The organism is Campylobacter sp. RM9331 (assembly GCF_020137685.1).
In the GTDB taxonomy this organism is placed as follows: domain Bacteria; phylum Campylobacterota; class Campylobacteria; order Campylobacterales; family Campylobacteraceae; genus Campylobacter_E.
The window spans coordinates 1-17,989 of the sequence record NZ_JACGBA010000008.1 but is presented as its reverse complement, the minus strand read 5'-3'; the positions used below and the strand labels follow the sequence as shown (position 1 = coordinate 17,989).

Annotated in this window: 11 protein-coding genes, 1 other RNA gene and 1 pseudogene; 10 read left to right on the top strand and 3 right to left on the bottom strand. The window is 27.7% G+C overall.

The genetic code is table 11. The features are described from left to right. Positions 1-78 precede the first annotated feature (78 nt). From AVBRAN9331_RS04650 to AVBRAN9331_RS04630, 5 genes are all read left to right on the top strand, one after another. Entirely contained in the window at positions 79-816 is a 738-nt protein-coding gene (locus tag AVBRAN9331_RS04650) for a hypothetical protein (RefSeq protein ID WP_336612505.1), read from the top strand. Positions 817-976: 160 nt separating this feature from the next. After that, positions 977-1,912, top strand: coding sequence for a hypothetical protein (locus tag AVBRAN9331_RS04645; protein ID WP_336612504.1), 936 nt, complete (start codon positions 977-979; stop codon positions 1,910-1,912). A gap of 15 nt (positions 1,913-1,927) precedes the next feature. Continuing rightward, the gene (locus AVBRAN9331_RS04640) at positions 1,928-2,941 is read left to right on the top strand and encodes a Cj0814 family flagellar-dependent secreted protein (RefSeq protein ID WP_336612503.1); all 1,014 of its coding nucleotides are present in this window, start codon (positions 1,928-1,930) and stop codon (positions 2,939-2,941) included. Positions 2,942-2,950: 9 nt separating this feature from the next. After that, positions 2,951-3,568, top strand: a complete 618-nt coding sequence (locus tag AVBRAN9331_RS04635; protein ID WP_336612502.1) for a hypothetical protein — start codon at positions 2,951-2,953, stop codon at positions 3,566-3,568. A 45-nt stretch (positions 3,569-3,613) separates the two neighbouring features. Continuing rightward, positions 3,614-4,264, top strand: a complete 651-nt coding sequence (locus AVBRAN9331_RS04630) for a hypothetical protein (RefSeq protein ID WP_214150499.1) — start codon at positions 3,614-3,616, stop codon at positions 4,262-4,264. Between the two features lie 137 nt (positions 4,265-4,401). Here AVBRAN9331_RS04630 and purU read toward each other — a convergent pair whose 3' ends face one another. Next, positions 4,402-5,229, bottom strand: coding sequence for a formyltetrahydrofolate deformylase (purU, locus tag AVBRAN9331_RS04625; protein WP_214118690.1), 828 nt, complete (start codon positions 5,227-5,229; stop codon positions 4,402-4,404). A gap of 3 nt (positions 5,230-5,232) precedes the next feature. Then, positions 5,233-7,842 carry a valine--tRNA ligase gene (locus AVBRAN9331_RS04620; RefSeq protein WP_336612501.1) on the bottom strand — a complete coding sequence of 870 codons (2,610 nt, stop codon included), beginning with the start codon at positions 7,840-7,842 and terminating at the stop codon, positions 5,233-5,235. A 102-nt stretch (positions 7,843-7,944) separates the two neighbouring features. Here AVBRAN9331_RS04620 and AVBRAN9331_RS04615 point away from each other — a divergent pair, with 102 nt between their 5' ends. Both AVBRAN9331_RS04615 and AVBRAN9331_RS04610 read left to right on the top strand, forming a co-directional pair. Next, positions 7,945-9,762: an LTA synthase family protein gene (locus AVBRAN9331_RS04615; RefSeq protein WP_336612500.1), complete on the top strand. Its 1,818-nt coding sequence runs from the start codon at positions 7,945-7,947 to the stop codon at positions 9,760-9,762. Continuing rightward, the gene (locus tag AVBRAN9331_RS04610) at positions 9,755-11,758 is read left to right on the top strand and encodes an ATP-dependent helicase (RefSeq protein ID WP_336612499.1); all 2,004 of its coding nucleotides are present in this window, start codon (positions 9,755-9,757) and stop codon (positions 11,756-11,758) included. The genes AVBRAN9331_RS04615 and AVBRAN9331_RS04610 overlap by 8 nt, the downstream gene beginning before the upstream one ends. 13 nt (positions 11,759-11,771) lie before the next feature. Here the strand turns inward: AVBRAN9331_RS04610 and AVBRAN9331_RS04605 are convergent, their stop codons facing one another. After that, a complete protein-coding gene (locus AVBRAN9331_RS04605) occupies positions 11,772-14,111 on the bottom strand; it encodes a heavy metal translocating P-type ATPase (RefSeq protein ID WP_336612498.1) in 2,340 nt (779 codons plus the stop codon). An 87-nt stretch (positions 14,112-14,198) separates the two neighbouring features. On the opposite strand from AVBRAN9331_RS04605, the gene rho reads away from it, so the two are divergent. From rho to ssrA, 3 genes and pseudogenes are all read left to right on the top strand, one after another. After that, positions 14,199-15,518, top strand: coding sequence for a transcription termination factor Rho (gene rho / locus AVBRAN9331_RS04600; RefSeq protein WP_214118675.1), 1,320 nt, complete (start codon positions 14,199-14,201; stop codon positions 15,516-15,518). Next, a pseudogene (dnaX, locus tag AVBRAN9331_RS09865) lies at positions 15,511-16,518 on the top strand (DNA polymerase III subunit gamma/tau); the annotation flags it as partial. The gene rho and the pseudogene dnaX, both read left to right, overlap by 8 nt. Before the next feature lie 1,127 nt (positions 16,519-17,645). Further along, positions 17,646-17,989: a transfer-messenger RNA gene (gene ssrA / locus AVBRAN9331_RS04590) on the top strand; the annotation flags it as partial.

Here is a 17,989-nt window from a genome sequence, read left to right as displayed (position 1 = left end):
TAATCTTTTTAAAGTTATATTTAGTTATATTTAATTAATATATTTACTAATTATTAAATTATTTTAAAGGGGTAAAATATGAAAATTAGTTCAAATAATTATAACTTACCATTACAAAAGCCAAATAATAATCAAGCATTAGCTCAAGGAAGACTTGAAAATAAAGAAAATGCAAAAAGATATGATGATTTTATTAAAATGTTTTACCCCGATACTCACGATAGCTTGGATTTTAATTACCCAACTAATAGTAATGAAGCAAAAATTCAAAGTATGGTTATTTATATGTTACTTGAACATCAAGATGCTTTATATGGCGATATGTATACGAATACAATTTATGAAAGAGCCTTTAGTCCTGAAGCAAATCAAGATGTACAAAAAGATTTAAAAGATTTTTTAAAGGAGCATTCTGATAGCTTAGGAGATTATAAATGGGATCAAGATGTAATAATAGCAAAGCTATTTAATGCAAGAAATATTAGCGAAGATGAGTTCAAGCAAAGGTATCTAGCAAGAATTGATGAGATAAAGCAAGGCAAAGAGCATGAAAGTATCCAAAATAGTGAAAATACAAAACCAAGTGATGAAATATCTAGCATAAATGAAAATGATGAAAAAGCTGAAGATAAAAAAGACAAAACTGAAGATAAAAAACCATTCGAAGCCATAGAAGTAAAAGGCACAAGCACTCGTGAAAGTATGGAAGATATTTTAAGCAAACTTGATATTCAAAATATCAAAGATGAAAGAGATTTATTAGCTATTTTAATGGCGTATAAAGATAGCAAGAATTTATATGATAAAAGAGTTTAAAATAAAGAAAATTTATAAAATTGTTAAAATGAATAAAGATTAATATTTTATATAAATAAGAATTAAAGCTAAAAATTTTATAAAAGAGTTCAGATATAAATTAAATATCTATTAATATTTTTTTAAACCTACCGATATAGAAAAATAACGGGGGTTTAAAATGCAAATAACAAATAACAATTATATAAATTATCAAACAAATATTAAAAATCAAATTCCAACCACTCAAACTCCTAAAGATAATATAAAAGAGCAAGTTATGAATTTATTAAAAGATGTTCCACAAGATGAATGTGGAACTTATGAGCCAAATAATACGCAAAGAATACTTTTGGGTGTAAATAAATCTAAGCTTCCAGAGCTTCACGCTATGCTTGAAAGCGAGTTTATGGAAGGTATGCTTTTTTATGGAATGAATAAAAAAGAGCGAGAAGATTGGATAGAAACGGGTAAAAAAGTTGGCGCTGAAGATATGGTAAAGGTTATTAATTCTTTACACCCTGCATTTTTCAACGAAAACGATGACAAAAAGGCTCTTTCTAAGCTAGACGCTTTACAAATAAATACAAAAGCTAATAATATTTATAATCAAGTATTTATTAAAAACGATTTAAAACTTTTAGAGTTTTTAAAGCAAAACGAGATTGTGGGCGTTAGATTTGCTACTAATGATACAAATTTTGGAGATACTAGCGTGCCTGAGTTTTATCTAAGCAGATTTTCTCAAGGCAATATAAAGCTAGGAGATGTTTTTTGTGGGAGTGGTGGCTTTATGGATAGGCTTATGGATTTATTTGCTCTTGATGATTTAGATGAATTTAAAATCGGTTATTTGGCTTTACAAATAGAAGTTGATTTATACAAAGAGCAAAATGGTTATGAAAAACATTTTGGAGAGAAATATTTACAAGAAAATTCCGAAAAAGATGAGAATATAAAAAGAAAACCCATAGAAGTAAAAGGCACAAGCACTCGTGAAAGTATGGAAGATATTTTAAGCAAACTTGATATTCAAAATATCAAAAATGAAAGAGATTTATTAGCTATTTTAATGGCATATAAAGATAGTGAGAATTTATATGATAAAAGAGTTTAAAATAAAGGAATAATTATGAAAATAAATTCTTATTCAACATATCAAATAACTAATATAAGCAAAAAAGAAACAAATAACGAGATTAAAAAAGTAGATAATAAAGCAGATGATAAAAAGGTAGGAGTTGTTTTAGGATACGGAGTTGATAAAGATGGCTTTTTTACAAGTGATTTTAACAAAGCCGCAGGAATTGCTGAAGATTTTAAAATACATAGCGATAGTTTAAAATCTTTAGTAGAACATAATGAAAATGCAATATCACTTTATAAAATTTGTAAATCAATTGATATAGCAAAAAGCGTTGGTAATGCTTATAATGTTGTAAGACAAGTTGTAGGAGATGAATTTTTAAACTCAAACGATAGTTTTTCTAAAGATACTTTGTCAAACACCCCACATTTATATGAAATGAGAAAAAGCACCTTAGAAGTTACTCAAATATTTGATAATGATGACAAATTTAATAATTATTTTAAATCTAAAGAGTTTTCTAATGTTTTTTCAAAGCACAAAGACACATACTCATTATCAACCATTTTTGGTGCAGATGGTAATGTTTTTAATTATTATGAAACACGAGATGATAATATTTACGCTAAATGGCTTAGAAACTCTGCTTCAGTTTGCTGGAATCCACATGAAGAACATTATAAAACAGAAAACAGCGAATATACAAAAGGTGGCTTACTAATTGCAGCTCTTAGTAGTAATTATTTTTTGGTAGAAGGTGAGCGAACTGATTATGCTAAGCAAATAGGAGAGGATAGATTTACTCCTATGGATAGGTTAAATTATGGAGCTTTGCCAAAAGAACTTAGCTCATTAAAATTACAAAATATAGATGGGTTTGATGGTAAAGAATTTGAAAGTATTATGAAGCGATATCAAAAATTATTATATGAAATGCTAAGTGGTAAAAATCTAAAAGCTCCTAAAGATATAGATAGTTATGAAACATTTGAAGAGTTTTTGCAAGTGGCTTTACAATACAGCCAAAAAAATATAAGTTTATTTGATATGAAAGTATAGGGATTTGTTATGATGGTTAATGGAGTAAATAATTTTTCAAATACTTATATGAATAATCAAAGCAAAGTTAATAAACCTTATTATGAAGATGGAAAGGCTAGTTTAGAATATCTTAAACTAGCTCAAGAAAAGTTAGAAAACGATCCGACTTATAATCCTTTTAATGATAGAAATTTAAATCTTGGAGAAAAGGCAGGTTATTGTGTGTTTGGAGCATTAGACCCTGATATTGTAGAACAAAGAAAAATAGAATGGGAAAATACTCCAGACATTGATCCAGAAGAATTAGTAAAAACTCTAAATAAACTTTTTAAAAATTTAGATAAATTAACTTCAGATAGCATAAGTAATGAAGAAAAAAATAAATTAATGAAAAGTATTTTTTCTAATACAGATGAAGATTTAAAAATATCACAATCTAAAGAAGAAATTAAACAAGAAGAAAAAGAAGAACAAACTAAAGAAAAACCATTCGAAGCCATAGAAGTAAAAGGCTCTAGCACTCGTGAGAGTATGGAAGAAATACTTAGTAAAATGGATATTCAAAATATCAAAGATGAAAGAGATTTATTAGCTATATTTTTAGCCTATAAAAATGGCGAGAATTTATATGATAAAAGGGTTTAAAATAAAAGAATTTAAAAATCTTAATTTTTATCAAAAGAGTAAAAAATGAAAATTAATTTTAATGATTTAAATCTAAGAAATTGGAATGACGCTTATAAAGATTATCAAAAAGCAAAAACACCAGAAGAAGAGAATAAATACTTAAAAGAATTAAGTAATATCGCTTTATTTAAAGGTAAAAATGATAGTCAAGAAAACAATAATATAAGTAACAATAATGCATCGACAAATATTAGTGATATTTCTATATTTTATGTTTATATGCGAGATTTTGGTTATGCTAGGCTTCATCCTGAGATGTTTATTTCTAAGCTTTTTCAAAACGATGATGAGGCAAAGGATATTAAGTCATTTTTAAAAGAAAATGCCTTAAATAACGATTACACTGCTAATTATGATTATGAGATTAAAGAACTTTTTGCAAGTGATATTAGTGTAGATGAATTTAAGAAAAAATACTTAAAGCGTATAAACGAGCTTAAGCAAGAAAATCTAAAAGATAATATAGAAGAAACTAGCGAAGAGCTTAAAAAAGATGAGTTTAAACCAATAGAAGTAAAAGGCACAAGCACTCGTGAAAGTATGGAAGAAATACTTAGTAAAATTAATATTCAAAATATTAAAGATGAAAGAGATTTATTAGCTATATTTTTAGCTTATAAAAATGGTGAGAATTTATATGATAAAAAAGTTTAGATTAAAAGAATTTAAAATCGTAAAAATTAGCATAATTTTAAAACTAATCACAAATTATTATATTTGTTTAATAAGCTAAGGAGTTTAATAAAATTAAGGCTTAAAAACTTAAACCCTAATTGTATTTTCAAATTTTTTTAAAATATAATTGTTTTATTACCTGCAATAAATACTTTATCATCAAACACTTTTTCAAGGGCATTTCTTAGCACTAGAGTTTCTATTTTTTTACCTGCTTTTCTTAAATCTTTTGAATTATAAGTGTGATTTACTCTAACTATGTCTTGAAAAATGATAGGTCCTTCATCTAAATTATCCGTTACAAAATGCGCACTTGCTCCTATGATTTTAACTCCACGCTCATAAGCTTGTAGATATGGATTTGCACCGATAAATGCAGGTAAAAAAGAATGATGAATATTGATGATTTTATCTTTAAAAGTATTTACAAAATTTGGGCTTAAAATCCGCATATATTTTGCTAATACTATATAATCAACATTGTACTTTTTAATCTCTTGAATTATATCTTGCTCGTAAAGTTCTTTATCTTTGCTAGTATCAATTAGGCTAAAATCTATATCAAATCTCTTCACAAAATCGCTTAAATCGTGATTTGCCATAACTTTTAAGATATTCGCATTTAATTCATCTTCATAGTTTGCAAGTAGCAAATCTCCTAAACAATGAAGTTCTTTTGATGCTAGGATTATTATGTTTTTCTTTCTTTTTGGGCTAAATGTGATTTGTGCGTCTGTTAAAATCTGTTTTAAATTATTTATAAAATCATCTTTTACACTCTCACTTGAGCTTAAAATCGCTAGAAAATAAAAAGAATTTGTATCGCTATTTACAAATTCATTATTGCTTTCTATATTAAATCCCGCCTTATAAATCTCATTTGAGATAATAGCCACAAGCCCTTTTTTATCAGGGCAAGTGATTTTTAAGATATATTCATTCATAATTTATCCTATGTTATTTAATTCAGCTTTTATTTCATTTAATTCGTTTTCAGCTTTTTGCATAGCAATTTTGTTTTGTTCTACAACTTGTGCTGGTGCGTTAGCTACGAATTTTTCATTGCTTAGCATTTTGTTTAGCTTTTCGTATTCTGCTAGAACTTTTTTATATCTATTTTCTAACTTAGCTTTCATTTCATCAAGTGCTTTGCTATCTACAAAAATAGCGGTTTTTAAGTTCGTGCTAACATTTACGCTAAAGCTTTCTTTAGGATTTTCATCTTGGCTTAATTCTCCTACTTTAGCTAATTTTGCTATTAGTTTTAGATAATATTCATCAAATTTATGTTCGCTTATAATTTGTGCCGGAGCGTTTTTATCAGTAATATTTGCTGTTTTTTTGATACTTCTTAGGCTATTAATCGCTTCTTTGCAAAGCTCGTAGTTTTTGATAATTTGCTCTTCAGTGGTTGAAATCTCATTTATTTTAGGATACTTTTCTACCATAATTGAGCCATTTTCAAAAATACTTGTGCTGCCTAATTTATGATATAAATAATCACTAATAAATGGCATAAATGGACTAAGTAATTTCATAGCGTTTAAAAATACGCTCGCAAGCTCATCTATACTACTCTCATCAGCCTTGCTAAACTCAATTCCATAATCACAAAACTCATCCCATAAAAACTTATAAATATTCATAGCAGCATCATTAAATCTATATTCATCTAAGTTTTTGCGAGTTTCATTTACGCATTTTTGAAATTCTGCGTTTATATAAATACCTAGTGTTGTTTTATAGCTACCTAGTATTTTATAATCCTTACCTTTAAGTAGTAAGAAATTTACCGCATTATAAAGCTTATTTGTGAAGTTACGAACTAAAATCATTCTATCTTCACTCATTCTAATATCTCTTCCTTGAACGGCTAAAAGTGCTAAAGTAAAGCGTAGTATGTCAGCACTATATTTATCAATGCTATCAAGTGGGTCAATTACATTGCCTTTACTCTTACTCATTTTTTGTCCGTTTTCATCTTTTACAAGTGCGTGAAGATAAATGTCTTTAAATGGGATTTCGCCTAGCTCATTTTCACTTTGAAATAACATTCTGCATACCCAGAAAAATAATATATCAAAGCCTGTAATTAAAAGCGAATTTGGATAAAAGTCTTTTATATCGCTTTCATTCCATAAAGTGCCTTTACCAAAATCGCCATTGTTATAACCTAGAGTTGAAAATGCCCAAAGTCCCGAGCTAAACCAAGTATCAAGTACATCTTTATCTTGAGTGATACTATCACAGCCACATTTTTCGCATTTTTCTACCTTGCTTTCACTTACATGAATATGTTCGCACTCATCACAATAATAAACAGGAATTTGATGTCCCCACCAAAGTTGTCTGCTGATACACCAAGGGCGTAATTCTCTTAGCCAAGCATTAAAGCTATTTATCCAATGAGCTGGATAAAACTTAGCATCACCATTATTTACCTTTTCTATAACTTTTGTTGCGATATCAGTTTTTACAAACCATTGTTTAGAAATATACGGCTCAACGATATTTTTACAACGATAACAATGTCCAACTTGATTTACATAATCTTCAATTTTTTCAATAAAGCCCAATTCGTTTAGTTTATCAACTACTATTTTTCTAGCCTCAAGTCTTTCAAGTCCTTTAAACTCAGCACAATGCTCGTTTAAAACTCCATTTTCATCAAAAATAGTTAAAAACTCTAAATTATGTCTAAGTCCTACTTCATAGTCATTATTATCATGAGCTGGTGTTACTTTTACAATTCCTGTTCCAAAGCTCATATCAACATGGCTATCAGCTATGATTTTTATTTTACGATTTATAATAGGCAGCGTAACTTCTTTACCGACTAAGTGCTTATATCTTTCATCTTCTGGATTTATCATTACAGCAGTATCACCAAAATAAGTCTCAGGTCTAGTAGTTGCAACTACTAAATAATCCTTATCATTTAAAAAATATCTTATATGATAAAGTTTGCCTTTATTTTCTTCATATTCAACCTCAATATCACTTAATGCTCCATCTTTTGTGCACCAGTTTATCATTCTGTTATTTTGCTCTATTAAGCCTTTATTATAAAGGTCCACAAAAGCTTTTTTAACAGCATTTTGAAGCCCTTCATCCATAGTAAAACGAAGTCTTGAAAAGGCAGGAGTAATGCCTAGTGCTTGCATTTGCTTAACTATAGCTCCACCGCTTTGCTCTTTCCATTCCCATACTTTTTCTATGAATTTTTCACGCCCTAACTCTTCTTTTTTAATCCCTTTTGCTAAAAGTTGCTTTTCAACTACATTTTGAGTAGCAATGCCTGCGTGATCAAGTCCAGGTTGATAAAGCACCTTAAAGCCATCCATTCTTTTATATCTTGTAATAATGTCTTGAAGTGTAAAAGTAAGTGCGTGTCCTATATGTAAAACACCTGTAACATTTGGCGGTGGCATCATAATTGCAAAGTTTTTGCCATTTTCTTGAATGTTTTTATTTCCATCTATTTCAAAATAGCCTTTTTGTTTGCAAAATTCATAATAGTCTTTTTCAATTTCTTTTGGATTGTAAAAATCGCTCATAAATAATCCTTAAATTAGTGTTTTTTGCCATTTTATTAATTTTTGCTTATTTTTAGGTTATTTTGCTAGACTTTTTGGCTTTTAAATATGAAAGGTGTTTAAATGAATGTAGTTGTCCGCTCATTTTTAACTTATTTTATTTTTGTAATTCTTTGTTTATTATTTAGATTTGGATTTTTATTGTCACATTATGATTTTACTTTGAGTGATTTTTTTACTTCTATATTTCAAGGTATTAGATTTGATATGCAATATTGTGGATATATAGCAAGTGTTTATTGTATTATTTCAACACTAGGTAGGGTTTTATCAAGAGTTATTTTTAATATCGCTTGTATTTTAATATTGATTGCTGAATTAACTTTTGTAGTATTTTTCAATATATATCAAAAAAATATTGATTTAAATTTATTTTTATTTAAAAATGAAGAAATAAATACGCTTATAAAAACAGCTTTAGGGGAAAATTATGGAATAATTCCTGCTATTTTTATATTTTTTATAACCTTATTTATTTTAAATTATATTCACGAAAAAATTTTAAAAAAGAATTTAAAAATTAGTTTTAAGTATTCGTTAGCACTATTTATAGTGTTTGCGTTTTCTATGATGCTTAGTATTAATCAGCAATTTTCATTTAAAGCAAAAAGTCTTTTTAATGTTACAAAAGCTTACGATAATGCTGCCCTTCAAGCAAGTACTTTTGGACATTTAAAAGGTTTTGGTGGGGCATTGAAAGATTATAAAAAATTAAAAAATATAGATTTCGCTTATTTTAATGTGGGAGATGAGTTAAGTGCTGCTAAAGAATTTTTTCACACTCAAGATAACAAAATAAACATATATGATTATATAAAACAAACTAAATTAGATGAAAATACAATAAAACCAAAAAAGATTTATTATGTAATAAGTGAGAGTTTATCTGATTGGATAATGCAAGATAAATTTAGTGATTTATTTAGTGATATTCATACTTTTGTTAAACATAAAGCTACCTATATACCAGCAATTCATAATGCAAATAATACTGCTGAAAGTTTGCAAACTCAATTTTTAGGTGTGTATTATAATGCTGATGATAATTTTACTAAATTTAATAATATTATAGCCCCTAAGACTAATTTAATTAATCAATTTAAGAATATAGGTTATGAAGTTAATTTTTATTTTGGTGGAGCTAGAAATTGGGCTGGATTATTTGACTTTACTAATAAGTTACAAATTAATAAAAACTATGATAAAGAGCATATATTTAAAGAAAATTTTGAAAATCTTAATTATCCTAATCAAAATTATTGGGGTGCTTATGATGATTTTTTATTTGCTTATGCTGGTAAAAACAGCAAAGAATTTGATTTTAATATAATTATGACAACTACAAATCACCCAACTTATGATTTAGCATTTATGCAAAAAAATGATTTTGCTATCCCATTTGATAAGATAGAAAAACTAAGCACAAAGTATAAAAACGAACTAGCTACCATTTATTGGTATCAAAAAACCTTAATAAATTGGATAGAAAAAACAGCACAAAATGAACCAGATAGTCTTTTTGTAATCACGGGTGATCATTATGGAAGATTTAATATAGATGATAGTAATGATTTGCTTACCACTCACTTAGTTCCTGTTATAATGTATTATCCAAAGACTAAGATTTATCCAACTTGTAAGATAACAAATCATCTTGATATAAGTGCTAGTATTATAAACCTAATCGCCCCTAAAGGTTATGAATATTTTAGTTTCGGAAGTCCTTGTTTTTCGTTAGAAAAAAAGGAAATTTTAGCTACTAATAAATATGGTTTTGAAATAGAATTTGAAAATGGAAAAATAACTAGCGGGGGGGGGTATTTGAGAATGGCTCAAGCACTTTCTTGGTATTTAGTTTATAAAGGAAACATAATTGAATAGATTAAATGATGAACAATTTGCGGCGGTTAATACTAGTTTAGGTAGTAATTTGATAATAGCAAGTGCAGGAACAGGAAAGACAAGCACAATAGTTGCAAGGATAGAAAAATTATTAAATGATGGTGCTAAAGCAAATAGCATTATGCTACTTACATTTACAAACAAAGCCGCTCGTGAAATGATAGCAAGACTTGAAAAAAAACTCGGCTCAAGCAAGATAAAAGGCATTGTAAGTGGGACATTTCACGCAATTAGTCTTGAATATCTTAAAAAGCATAAAAATATTCAGCTTAAGCGAAATAGTGAATTAAGAGCCTTGCTAAAAAGTATTTACGAAAAATATTCTCCTAATAAAGATGATTTGTTTGATTATTCATATTTAGCCGATATTTATTCAAGGTTTAATAATACTAATTTAGTTGATGATTTTCGTGGATATTTAAAGGCTAATTATGAAGAGCAAGGCGATAATATTAATTTTTATTGCAAAGTTTTAAGCGAATACGAAGAGCAAAAAAAAGCTCATAATTATTATGATTTTGATGATTTATTGCTAAATGCTAAGGATTTTTTCACAAATGATTATAAAAATGAGCCTTTTTATGAAGTTTTAGTAGATGAATATCAAGATACAAATAATCTTCAAAGTGCGATTTTAGACGCAATCCCTAAAAAATCTCTTTTTTGTGTAGGAGATTATGACCAAAGCATTTATGCGTTTAATGGGGCAAATATAGAAATAATTGGAAGTTTTAAAGACAGATATAAAAATGCTAAAATTTATTCACTCAATAAAAACTATAGAAGCGTTAGTAATATTTTAGAATTTGCAAATAGGGTTATTACAAAAAATGAAAGGCTATATCCAAAAGAGCTAATCGTAACTAGAAAAGAAGCTACAAAACCTATTAAATTACATAGTTTTAATCTAGCCAATGAACAATATGAATTCATTGCCAATGATATTTTAAGCAAACTTGAAGTAAATAATAGAGCTGATATTGCAGTGATTTATCGCAATAATTCAAGTGGTGATTTAATGGAAAGAAGCCTAAAGCAAAAGGGCATTAAAATAGCTAGAAAAGGTGGCAGTAGTTTTTATGAATTAAAAGAAATAAATACTCTTATAAATCTAGCTAATTTAACTAATAAAAATAGTGATATTTTAAGCTTTTTAGGAATTTTATTAGAGAGTAAAGGTGTTGGAAATGCTAAGGTAAATATTATTTATAAAGCATTTTTAGAATTAGGAAATGGTTCTTTATTAGAAGGTATTTTAAGACCTATTAAAAAAGATAATTACGATTTTTTAGCTAAAAGCGATGAGGCTTTTGGTCTGTTTGCAAGCACTCAAAATCAAGCTAAGCAAAGTGAGTTTAGCTTTTTAGCAACCGAGTTTAAAAATAATCCTGTTTTATTGTTAAAAGAGTTAAAATTTGATAACGTAACCTTTCTTGAAGAACTTTATAAATTCTTAAAAGAAAATGAAAATATTGATAATCCTAGTGTTTTATTAAATAATGCTTATTCATCTAAGATTTTTAGCTTGATTATCAATAATCTTGCAGCTAAGCGTTCTTTTAAAGGTGCAAAAATCGTAAATGAAATAAAAGAGCAAAAGCTAGAAAATATTAAAAATAATTGTAAATATATTTTAGACGATGCGAAAAACTATAATACTTTTAAAGAATTTTATGAAAAAACTATTTTAAATATTGATTATGAAAATACTAAAGGAGTTCAGCTTTTAACCGTTCATGCTAGTAAAGGTTTAGAATTTGAAATTGTTTATTTGATTGACTTAGCGCAAGGTAGATTTCCAAATCTAAAACTTAGCAAAAGTGCTGGGGGCATTGATGAAGAGCGAAGATTATTTTATGTAGCACTTACAAGAGCAAAAGACGAGCTTATTATGAGCTGGGCTAAAAGGCAAAAAGAAGATGATAAAACAGACGCAATACGCTCAATTTTTATTGATGAAGGTAAGAAAAATTAAAAGAATTTAAATCTTATTTTAAATTCTTTATTTTTTTAGCATAATTTTTAATTCTTATAGAATTAAGTATCACACAAATTGAGCTAAGCGACATAAAAATGCTAGCAATTAATGGATTTATAAGCCCCATAAAAGCTAATGGAATGCTAATTATATTGTATAAAAAGCTTAATGCTAGGTTTGTTTTTATTAGTCTATAAGTTCTTTTTGCTAATAAATGAGAGTTTTTAATGCCTATTAATTTATTATCAAGCATAATTATATCACTTGAATTAAGGGCTAAATTAGTAGCGTTTTTAAAGCTAATTGATACTAATGCTAATTTTAAAGCTAGTGCGTCATTTATGCCATCACCTACCATTAAGACTTTATTATTTTTACTAAGGTTTTGAATTATTTTAAGCTTATCTTCGGGTAAGCATTCACTATATAAATCATCAATTTGTAGTTCTTTTGCTATTTTTTCGCAAGGCTTTTGCTTATCTCCTGATAGCATTATTACTTTTATATTTTGCTTTTTAAAATAATTTATTAGCTCTAAAGCATCATCATTTAATTGATTAGAAAATACAAAATGCTCTAAAATCTCATCATTTTTAGCAAAAAACATTTCAGTTTCGTTTTTAGAATTTGCATTAATATTATGATTATTTAATAATTTTGCAGAGCCTAGATAGTATTTATCATTTTCAAATTCTGCAATCACTCCTAAGCCGCTTAATTGCGTGAGTTTAAAGTCTTTTAAACTAGGCTTAGTATCTTTTATATATTCATTTAGCGAACTTGCTATGAAGTGATTATTTTTATCTAAAATTGCCTTTAAAATACTTTTTTCATAATCATTTAGATTTATTTGGCTTAATAATTCTAATTTTGATTTTGTTAAAACCCCAGTTTTATCAAATACAGCTATGTCAATTTTACTAAGATTTTCAATATAATTTGAGTTTTTAAATAATACTTTAAGCTTTAAAGCTTCGTGTAAGCACAAAAGATTTCCAACAGGAGCGCTAAGTGCAAGAGCGCAAGGACAAGCAATAATTAATAAACTAACGCTTCTAATAATTGCTTCTTGAATATCGCTCATATTATATAAAAAGCACAAAAACGCAATGCTAAAAATCGCATAACAAAAATAAACACCAATTTTATCAGTTAGTTTTTCTAGGTTTGATTTTTTGGTTTTATTTAGTAATTTTGCAAGTTTATTAATATAGCTATCTTGAAAAGTGCAATTTGCTATGTAATCAAAACTAGCACATTCAACCACGCTAGCACTTTTTATAAAATCTCCTTGCTTAATATCAACTAATTCGCTCTCACCTGTAATAGCACTTAGATTTAATCTAGCTTGTAAGCTTTTGCAAGTGCCATCTATTAAGATTTTATCCCCTAAAAATACTCTAATTACATCATCTTTTTTTATTTTATTAACGCTTATTTTTTCTATTTTGTCATTTTTAACAATATTTATACTAGCGTTTAATAAATCACTTAAAAAATCAATATTTTCTAAAGCTTGTTTATATGATAATTGTTCTAAAAATCTACCTATAAAAACAAAGCAAATTATCATAGCTACGCTATCAAAATACACATAAGAAAGTCTTGCAAACATAGCATAAATACTATAAATATAAACTAAACTAGCCCCAAATGTAACTAGACAATCCATATTTAAAATCTTATTTTTTAAAGCAGAAATTGCGCTCTTAAACATAGATGAAGCACTATAAAAAAGCACAGGAGTGCATAAAACAAATTCAGCAAAATTAATAATATCTTGAACGCTTTGCTCCATACTAGAAAAATACCCAGCATATCTTGCGATACTAAGCCACATAATATTCATAACACAAGCAATTGCTACAATTAGTTTTGAATAAAACTCAATATGAGTTCTTTTAGCTTTCATTGTTGTATTTGGATTGTAAGCTAGTGGGATATAGCCTAGAGATATTATTATATTTAATATATCTTTTGCTTTAGTTTTATTAGGATTATATTCTATACTTGCTCTTTTTGTTTGATAATTTATATTAATTTCTAATACACCTTCATTTTTAAGCAGCATTTTTTCAATAAGCCATACACAAGCTGCGCAATGTAAATTATCTATTAAAATTAAAATTTTTTCATAATTATTTTCTTTTTCTATGAAAAAAGAGTTCTCATCATAAGAAATTTGCTCATTAATTTTAGATAAATTTGAAGCATTTTTGTAAAAATCTTCTAAATTATTTTCATTTATGAGATTAAAAACATTTTTACAACCATTACAGCAAAATGCGTTATTGCCTTGAAAAATCATACTATTTTTATCAAAATCTATTTTACAATGAGAGCACTTCAAGATAATTTCCTTTAATTTTATTGACAATTTTATTTTTAATTTATAAAATAATTTTTAATACTTCGTTTTTTACAAATAAGGAAATCAATGGATAAAGATATACAAACAGAACAAAAGCAAGATAAAAAAAATCAAAAAAAGCATATTCCAGTAGATGGATATAAAATAGAAGAATTAAAACTACTAACTCTTGAAAAACTAATAGAAATCGCAAACGAAGCTGGTGTTGAAAATCCGATGGAATTTAGAAGACAAGAGTTAATGTTTGAAATATTAAAAGCTCAAACAAAAAAAGGTGGTTTTATACTCTTTACAGGTATTTTAGAGATTAACCAAGAAGGTTACGGCTTTTTAAGAGCTATGGATGCGAATTTAAGTGATAGTGCAAACGATGCTTATGTTAGTAATTCACAGATTAAAAAATTTGCTTTAAGAGTGGGTGATATCGTAACAGGTCAAGTAAGAGAGCCAAGAGAACAAGAAAAATATTATGCACTTTTGAAAATTGAAGCGATTAATTATTTACCTTTAGCAGAAGCTAAAAAAAGAGCTTTATTTGATAACTTAACTCCAATTTTTCCAACAGAAAAATTACAACTTGAATACGACCCTTTAAAGCTAACGGGTAGGGTGCTTGATTTATTCACACCTATTGGAAAAGGTCAGCGTGGATTAATAGTAGCACCACCTAGAACAGGAAAAACTGAATTAATGAAAGAATTAGCAACTGCAATTGCTAAAAATCATCCTGAAAGCCAACTAATAGTGCTTTTAATTGATGAGCGACCTGAAGAAGTAACTGATATGCAAAGATGTGTAAAAGGTGAAGTTTTTAGCTCTACATTTGATCAACCTGCATTAAATCATGTGCGTGTGGCTGAACTTGTGATTGAAAAAGCTAAGCGTTTAGTAGAAATGGGTAAAGATGTAATAATCTTACTTGATAGCATCACAAGACTTGCTCGTGCTTATAATACTGCAACTCCTAGTAGTGGTAAGGTTTTAAGTGGTGGTGTTGATGCAAATGCACTTCATAAGCCAAAAAGATTTTTTGGAGCTGCTAGAAATATTGAGCATGGTGGAAGCTTAACAATCGTTGCAACTGCTTTAATTGATACGGGTTCAAGAATGGATGATGTGATTTTTGAAGAATTTAAAGGAACAGGAAATAGTGAAATCGTTCTTGATAGAAATATTTCAGATAGAAGAATATATCCAGCTATAAATATTACAAAGAGTGGAACGAGAAAAGAAGAATTATTACAAGGGCCAATTAACTTACCTAAGATTTGGGCAATTCGTTCAGCTATGAATTCTATGGAAGATGTAGAAGCGCTTAAATTTTTATATGCAAAAATGCTAAAAACTCAAAATAATGAAGAATTATTGTCAGGATTAAATGAATAATATGCAAAATTTATCACTTAAATATCGTCCAAAAAATTACGATGATTTAGTAGGACAAAGTGCTGTTAGTAAGAGTTTAAAATATGCACTAGATAGTAAAAACATAGCTAATGCTTATCTTTTTTCTGGTCTTCGCGGGAGTGGAAAGACTAGCTCTGCTAGGATATTAGCAAAAGCACTAAATTGTGAGCGTGGGATTAGCTCAAAACCTTGCGGAATGTGTGCTAGTTGCGTTAGTAATGATGGAATAGATATTTATGAGCTTGATGCGGCTAGTAATCGTGGTATTGATAGTATTCAAGATTTAATAGAAAATACAAAATATGCACCACTTCATTCAAGATTTAAGATTTTTATAATTGATGAAGTACATATGCTTACTCGTGAAGCCTTCAATGCGCTTTTAAAAACACTTGAAGAACCACCTAGTCATGTTAAATTTATTTTAGCAACAACCGATGTGCATAAATTACCAGCTACTATTTTAAGCAGGGTTTTACATTTTAGATTTAAAAAAATTCCTTTACAAGATATTGTAAGTAGAATGGAATTTATATTAGCAAATGAGCAAATTCCTTATGAAAAAGAAGCTTTAACTCTTATTGCTAGAAGCGGTGGCGGGTCTTTAAGAGATAGTCTTACTTTATTAGAGCAAGGCATAATTTATTCTCAAAGAAAACTTAATAAAGAAAGCATAGCTTTAATGCTAGGCTTAATAGAGCCAAATATTATAAAGCAATTTTTTGCTGATGTTTTAAGCTCAAATGATAATGGTATTTTTAGGTTTTTAGAACTTGCTAAATCTTATGAAGCAAGTGTGGTAATTGATGAGATGAGTTCTTTTTTAAAAGATAGTTTTGCTAATAAAAATCCAAATTTTTCTTTAATTTTATACGATAGATTTTTTCATATTTTAGCAAAGGCTAAAAATATGACAAAGATTAGCGATGATGATGAATTTATTTTATACATTTTAGCATTTATGTTAAAAGACGCTACAAAATTAAAAAGCATAGATGAAGATTTAAAAGTAGAAAATATAAATAAAAACGAGCAAGATTACTTAAATTTTGTAACTATGATTGCTAAAAGAGATTATAAATTAGGAGAAATATTTAAAGAATGTGCTTCTTTTGTAAGTTTTGATGGTAGTGAGTTTTGTATTAAAATCAACCCTAAAAATGAAGAAGATAAGCAGTATTTTAAACAATATTACACAAGCGTTGTAAAGAATGTATTTGCTAGTATCTTTAATGATGCAAAATTAGTTTTAATTAGTGATTTAACGAAACAAAATGTAAAAAATGAAGCAATAAAAGAAGAAAGTAATTATCCTAAAATAAATAATACTAATTTTGAAAATAATTCAAATAAGAATTTAAAACAGGAATTTCAAAATAATTACAATACTTATGAAGAAGAGATTAAATATCCCGAGTATCAAAGTGATGATTTTTTAGATTCTAATATGGCTTTTGAAGACGAAGATAATATTTATGAAATACCAGATGATATTTTAGAGCAATACGAACCTGAACTTCAAAATATTTTATTTGAATCATTAGTAAAAATTAAAATAGAAAATGATACTTTAGAATTACATGTAATGCCGCCTTATAATGAGAAAGAAAAGGTTATTTTAAGAGATAATATTAAAAATGTTTTAGCTAAATGTAGTGCGTTTTTTAAAACTAAAAATGCAAAAATAATCAATGCAGAGCTAGATAAAAAAAAACTTCATTAGAAACTAAACCTAATGAGTTTAATAAAGAGCAAGATTTTAATATATCTAGGCATTTAGGCGAATTAGAATTATCTAAATTTGTAATAGAGCCAGATTTTCAAAGTAGTATTGATTTAGAAAATAAGGCTAATGAGTTTAATAAAGAGCAAGATTTTAATATATCTAGGCATTTAGGCGAATTAGAATTATCTAAATTTGTAATAGAGCCTGAAAATATTGAAGAAAAAAATATAAATTTAGAAATAGAGCATTTAAAATTAAGTAAAGAACAATTAGAAATTAGGAAAAAATTAGATTTAATTACGAATGCTTTAGGGCCTTTAAGTGAAAATAGACCTTGAAAAATAATGTTAATTTGATATAATCACAACTTTATTTTTCTTGGGGCTGACTAGGTTTCGACAGGATTAGTAAGGGATTAGCTGCATGCCGTGTTGCTACGTTAAACGCTAAATTAAAATTAAACGCAAACAAAAAAGAATTAGCTCCTGCTTACGCTTACGCTGCGTAAGTTCAGTTGAGCCCTGCGATGCTTAAAGCTTGTAATAGCATTAGCGGGTCATCATTCAAGCTAGTTTAAAGTTTTGGCTAGACTTTAAATAAAATAAAAGCCTTAGTTTTTGCTAAAGTCGTAAGCTGCACTTGGCAAAAATGAATTTAAGCAGCCTACTAAGCATGTAGACGCTGGTTTTGAGCTAGTTTTGGACTGGAGTTCAAATCTCCACAG

Coding starts and splice junctions, on each gene's coding strand:
- AVBRAN9331_RS04650 (WP_336612505.1), top strand. CDS start 79: ATGAAAATTAGTTCAAATAATTATAACTTACCATTACAAAAGCCAAAT.
- AVBRAN9331_RS04645 (WP_336612504.1), top strand. CDS start 977: ATGCAAATAACAAATAACAATTATATAAATTATCAAACAAATATTAAA.
- AVBRAN9331_RS04640 (WP_336612503.1), top strand. CDS start 1,928: ATGAAAATAAATTCTTATTCAACATATCAAATAACTAATATAAGCAAA.
- AVBRAN9331_RS04635 (WP_336612502.1), top strand. CDS start 2,951: ATGATGGTTAATGGAGTAAATAATTTTTCAAATACTTATATGAATAAT.
- AVBRAN9331_RS04630 (WP_214150499.1), top strand. CDS start 3,614: ATGAAAATTAATTTTAATGATTTAAATCTAAGAAATTGGAATGACGCT.
- purU (WP_214118690.1), bottom strand. CDS start 5,229: ATGAATGAATATATCTTAAAAATCACTTGCCCTGATAAAAAAGGGCTT.
- AVBRAN9331_RS04620 (WP_336612501.1), bottom strand. CDS start 7,842: ATGAGCGATTTTTACAATCCAAAAGAAATTGAAAAAGACTATTATGAA.
- AVBRAN9331_RS04615 (WP_336612500.1), top strand. CDS start 7,945: ATGAATGTAGTTGTCCGCTCATTTTTAACTTATTTTATTTTTGTAATT.
- rho (WP_214118675.1), top strand. CDS start 14,199: ATGGATAAAGATATACAAACAGAACAAAAGCAAGATAAAAAAAATCAA.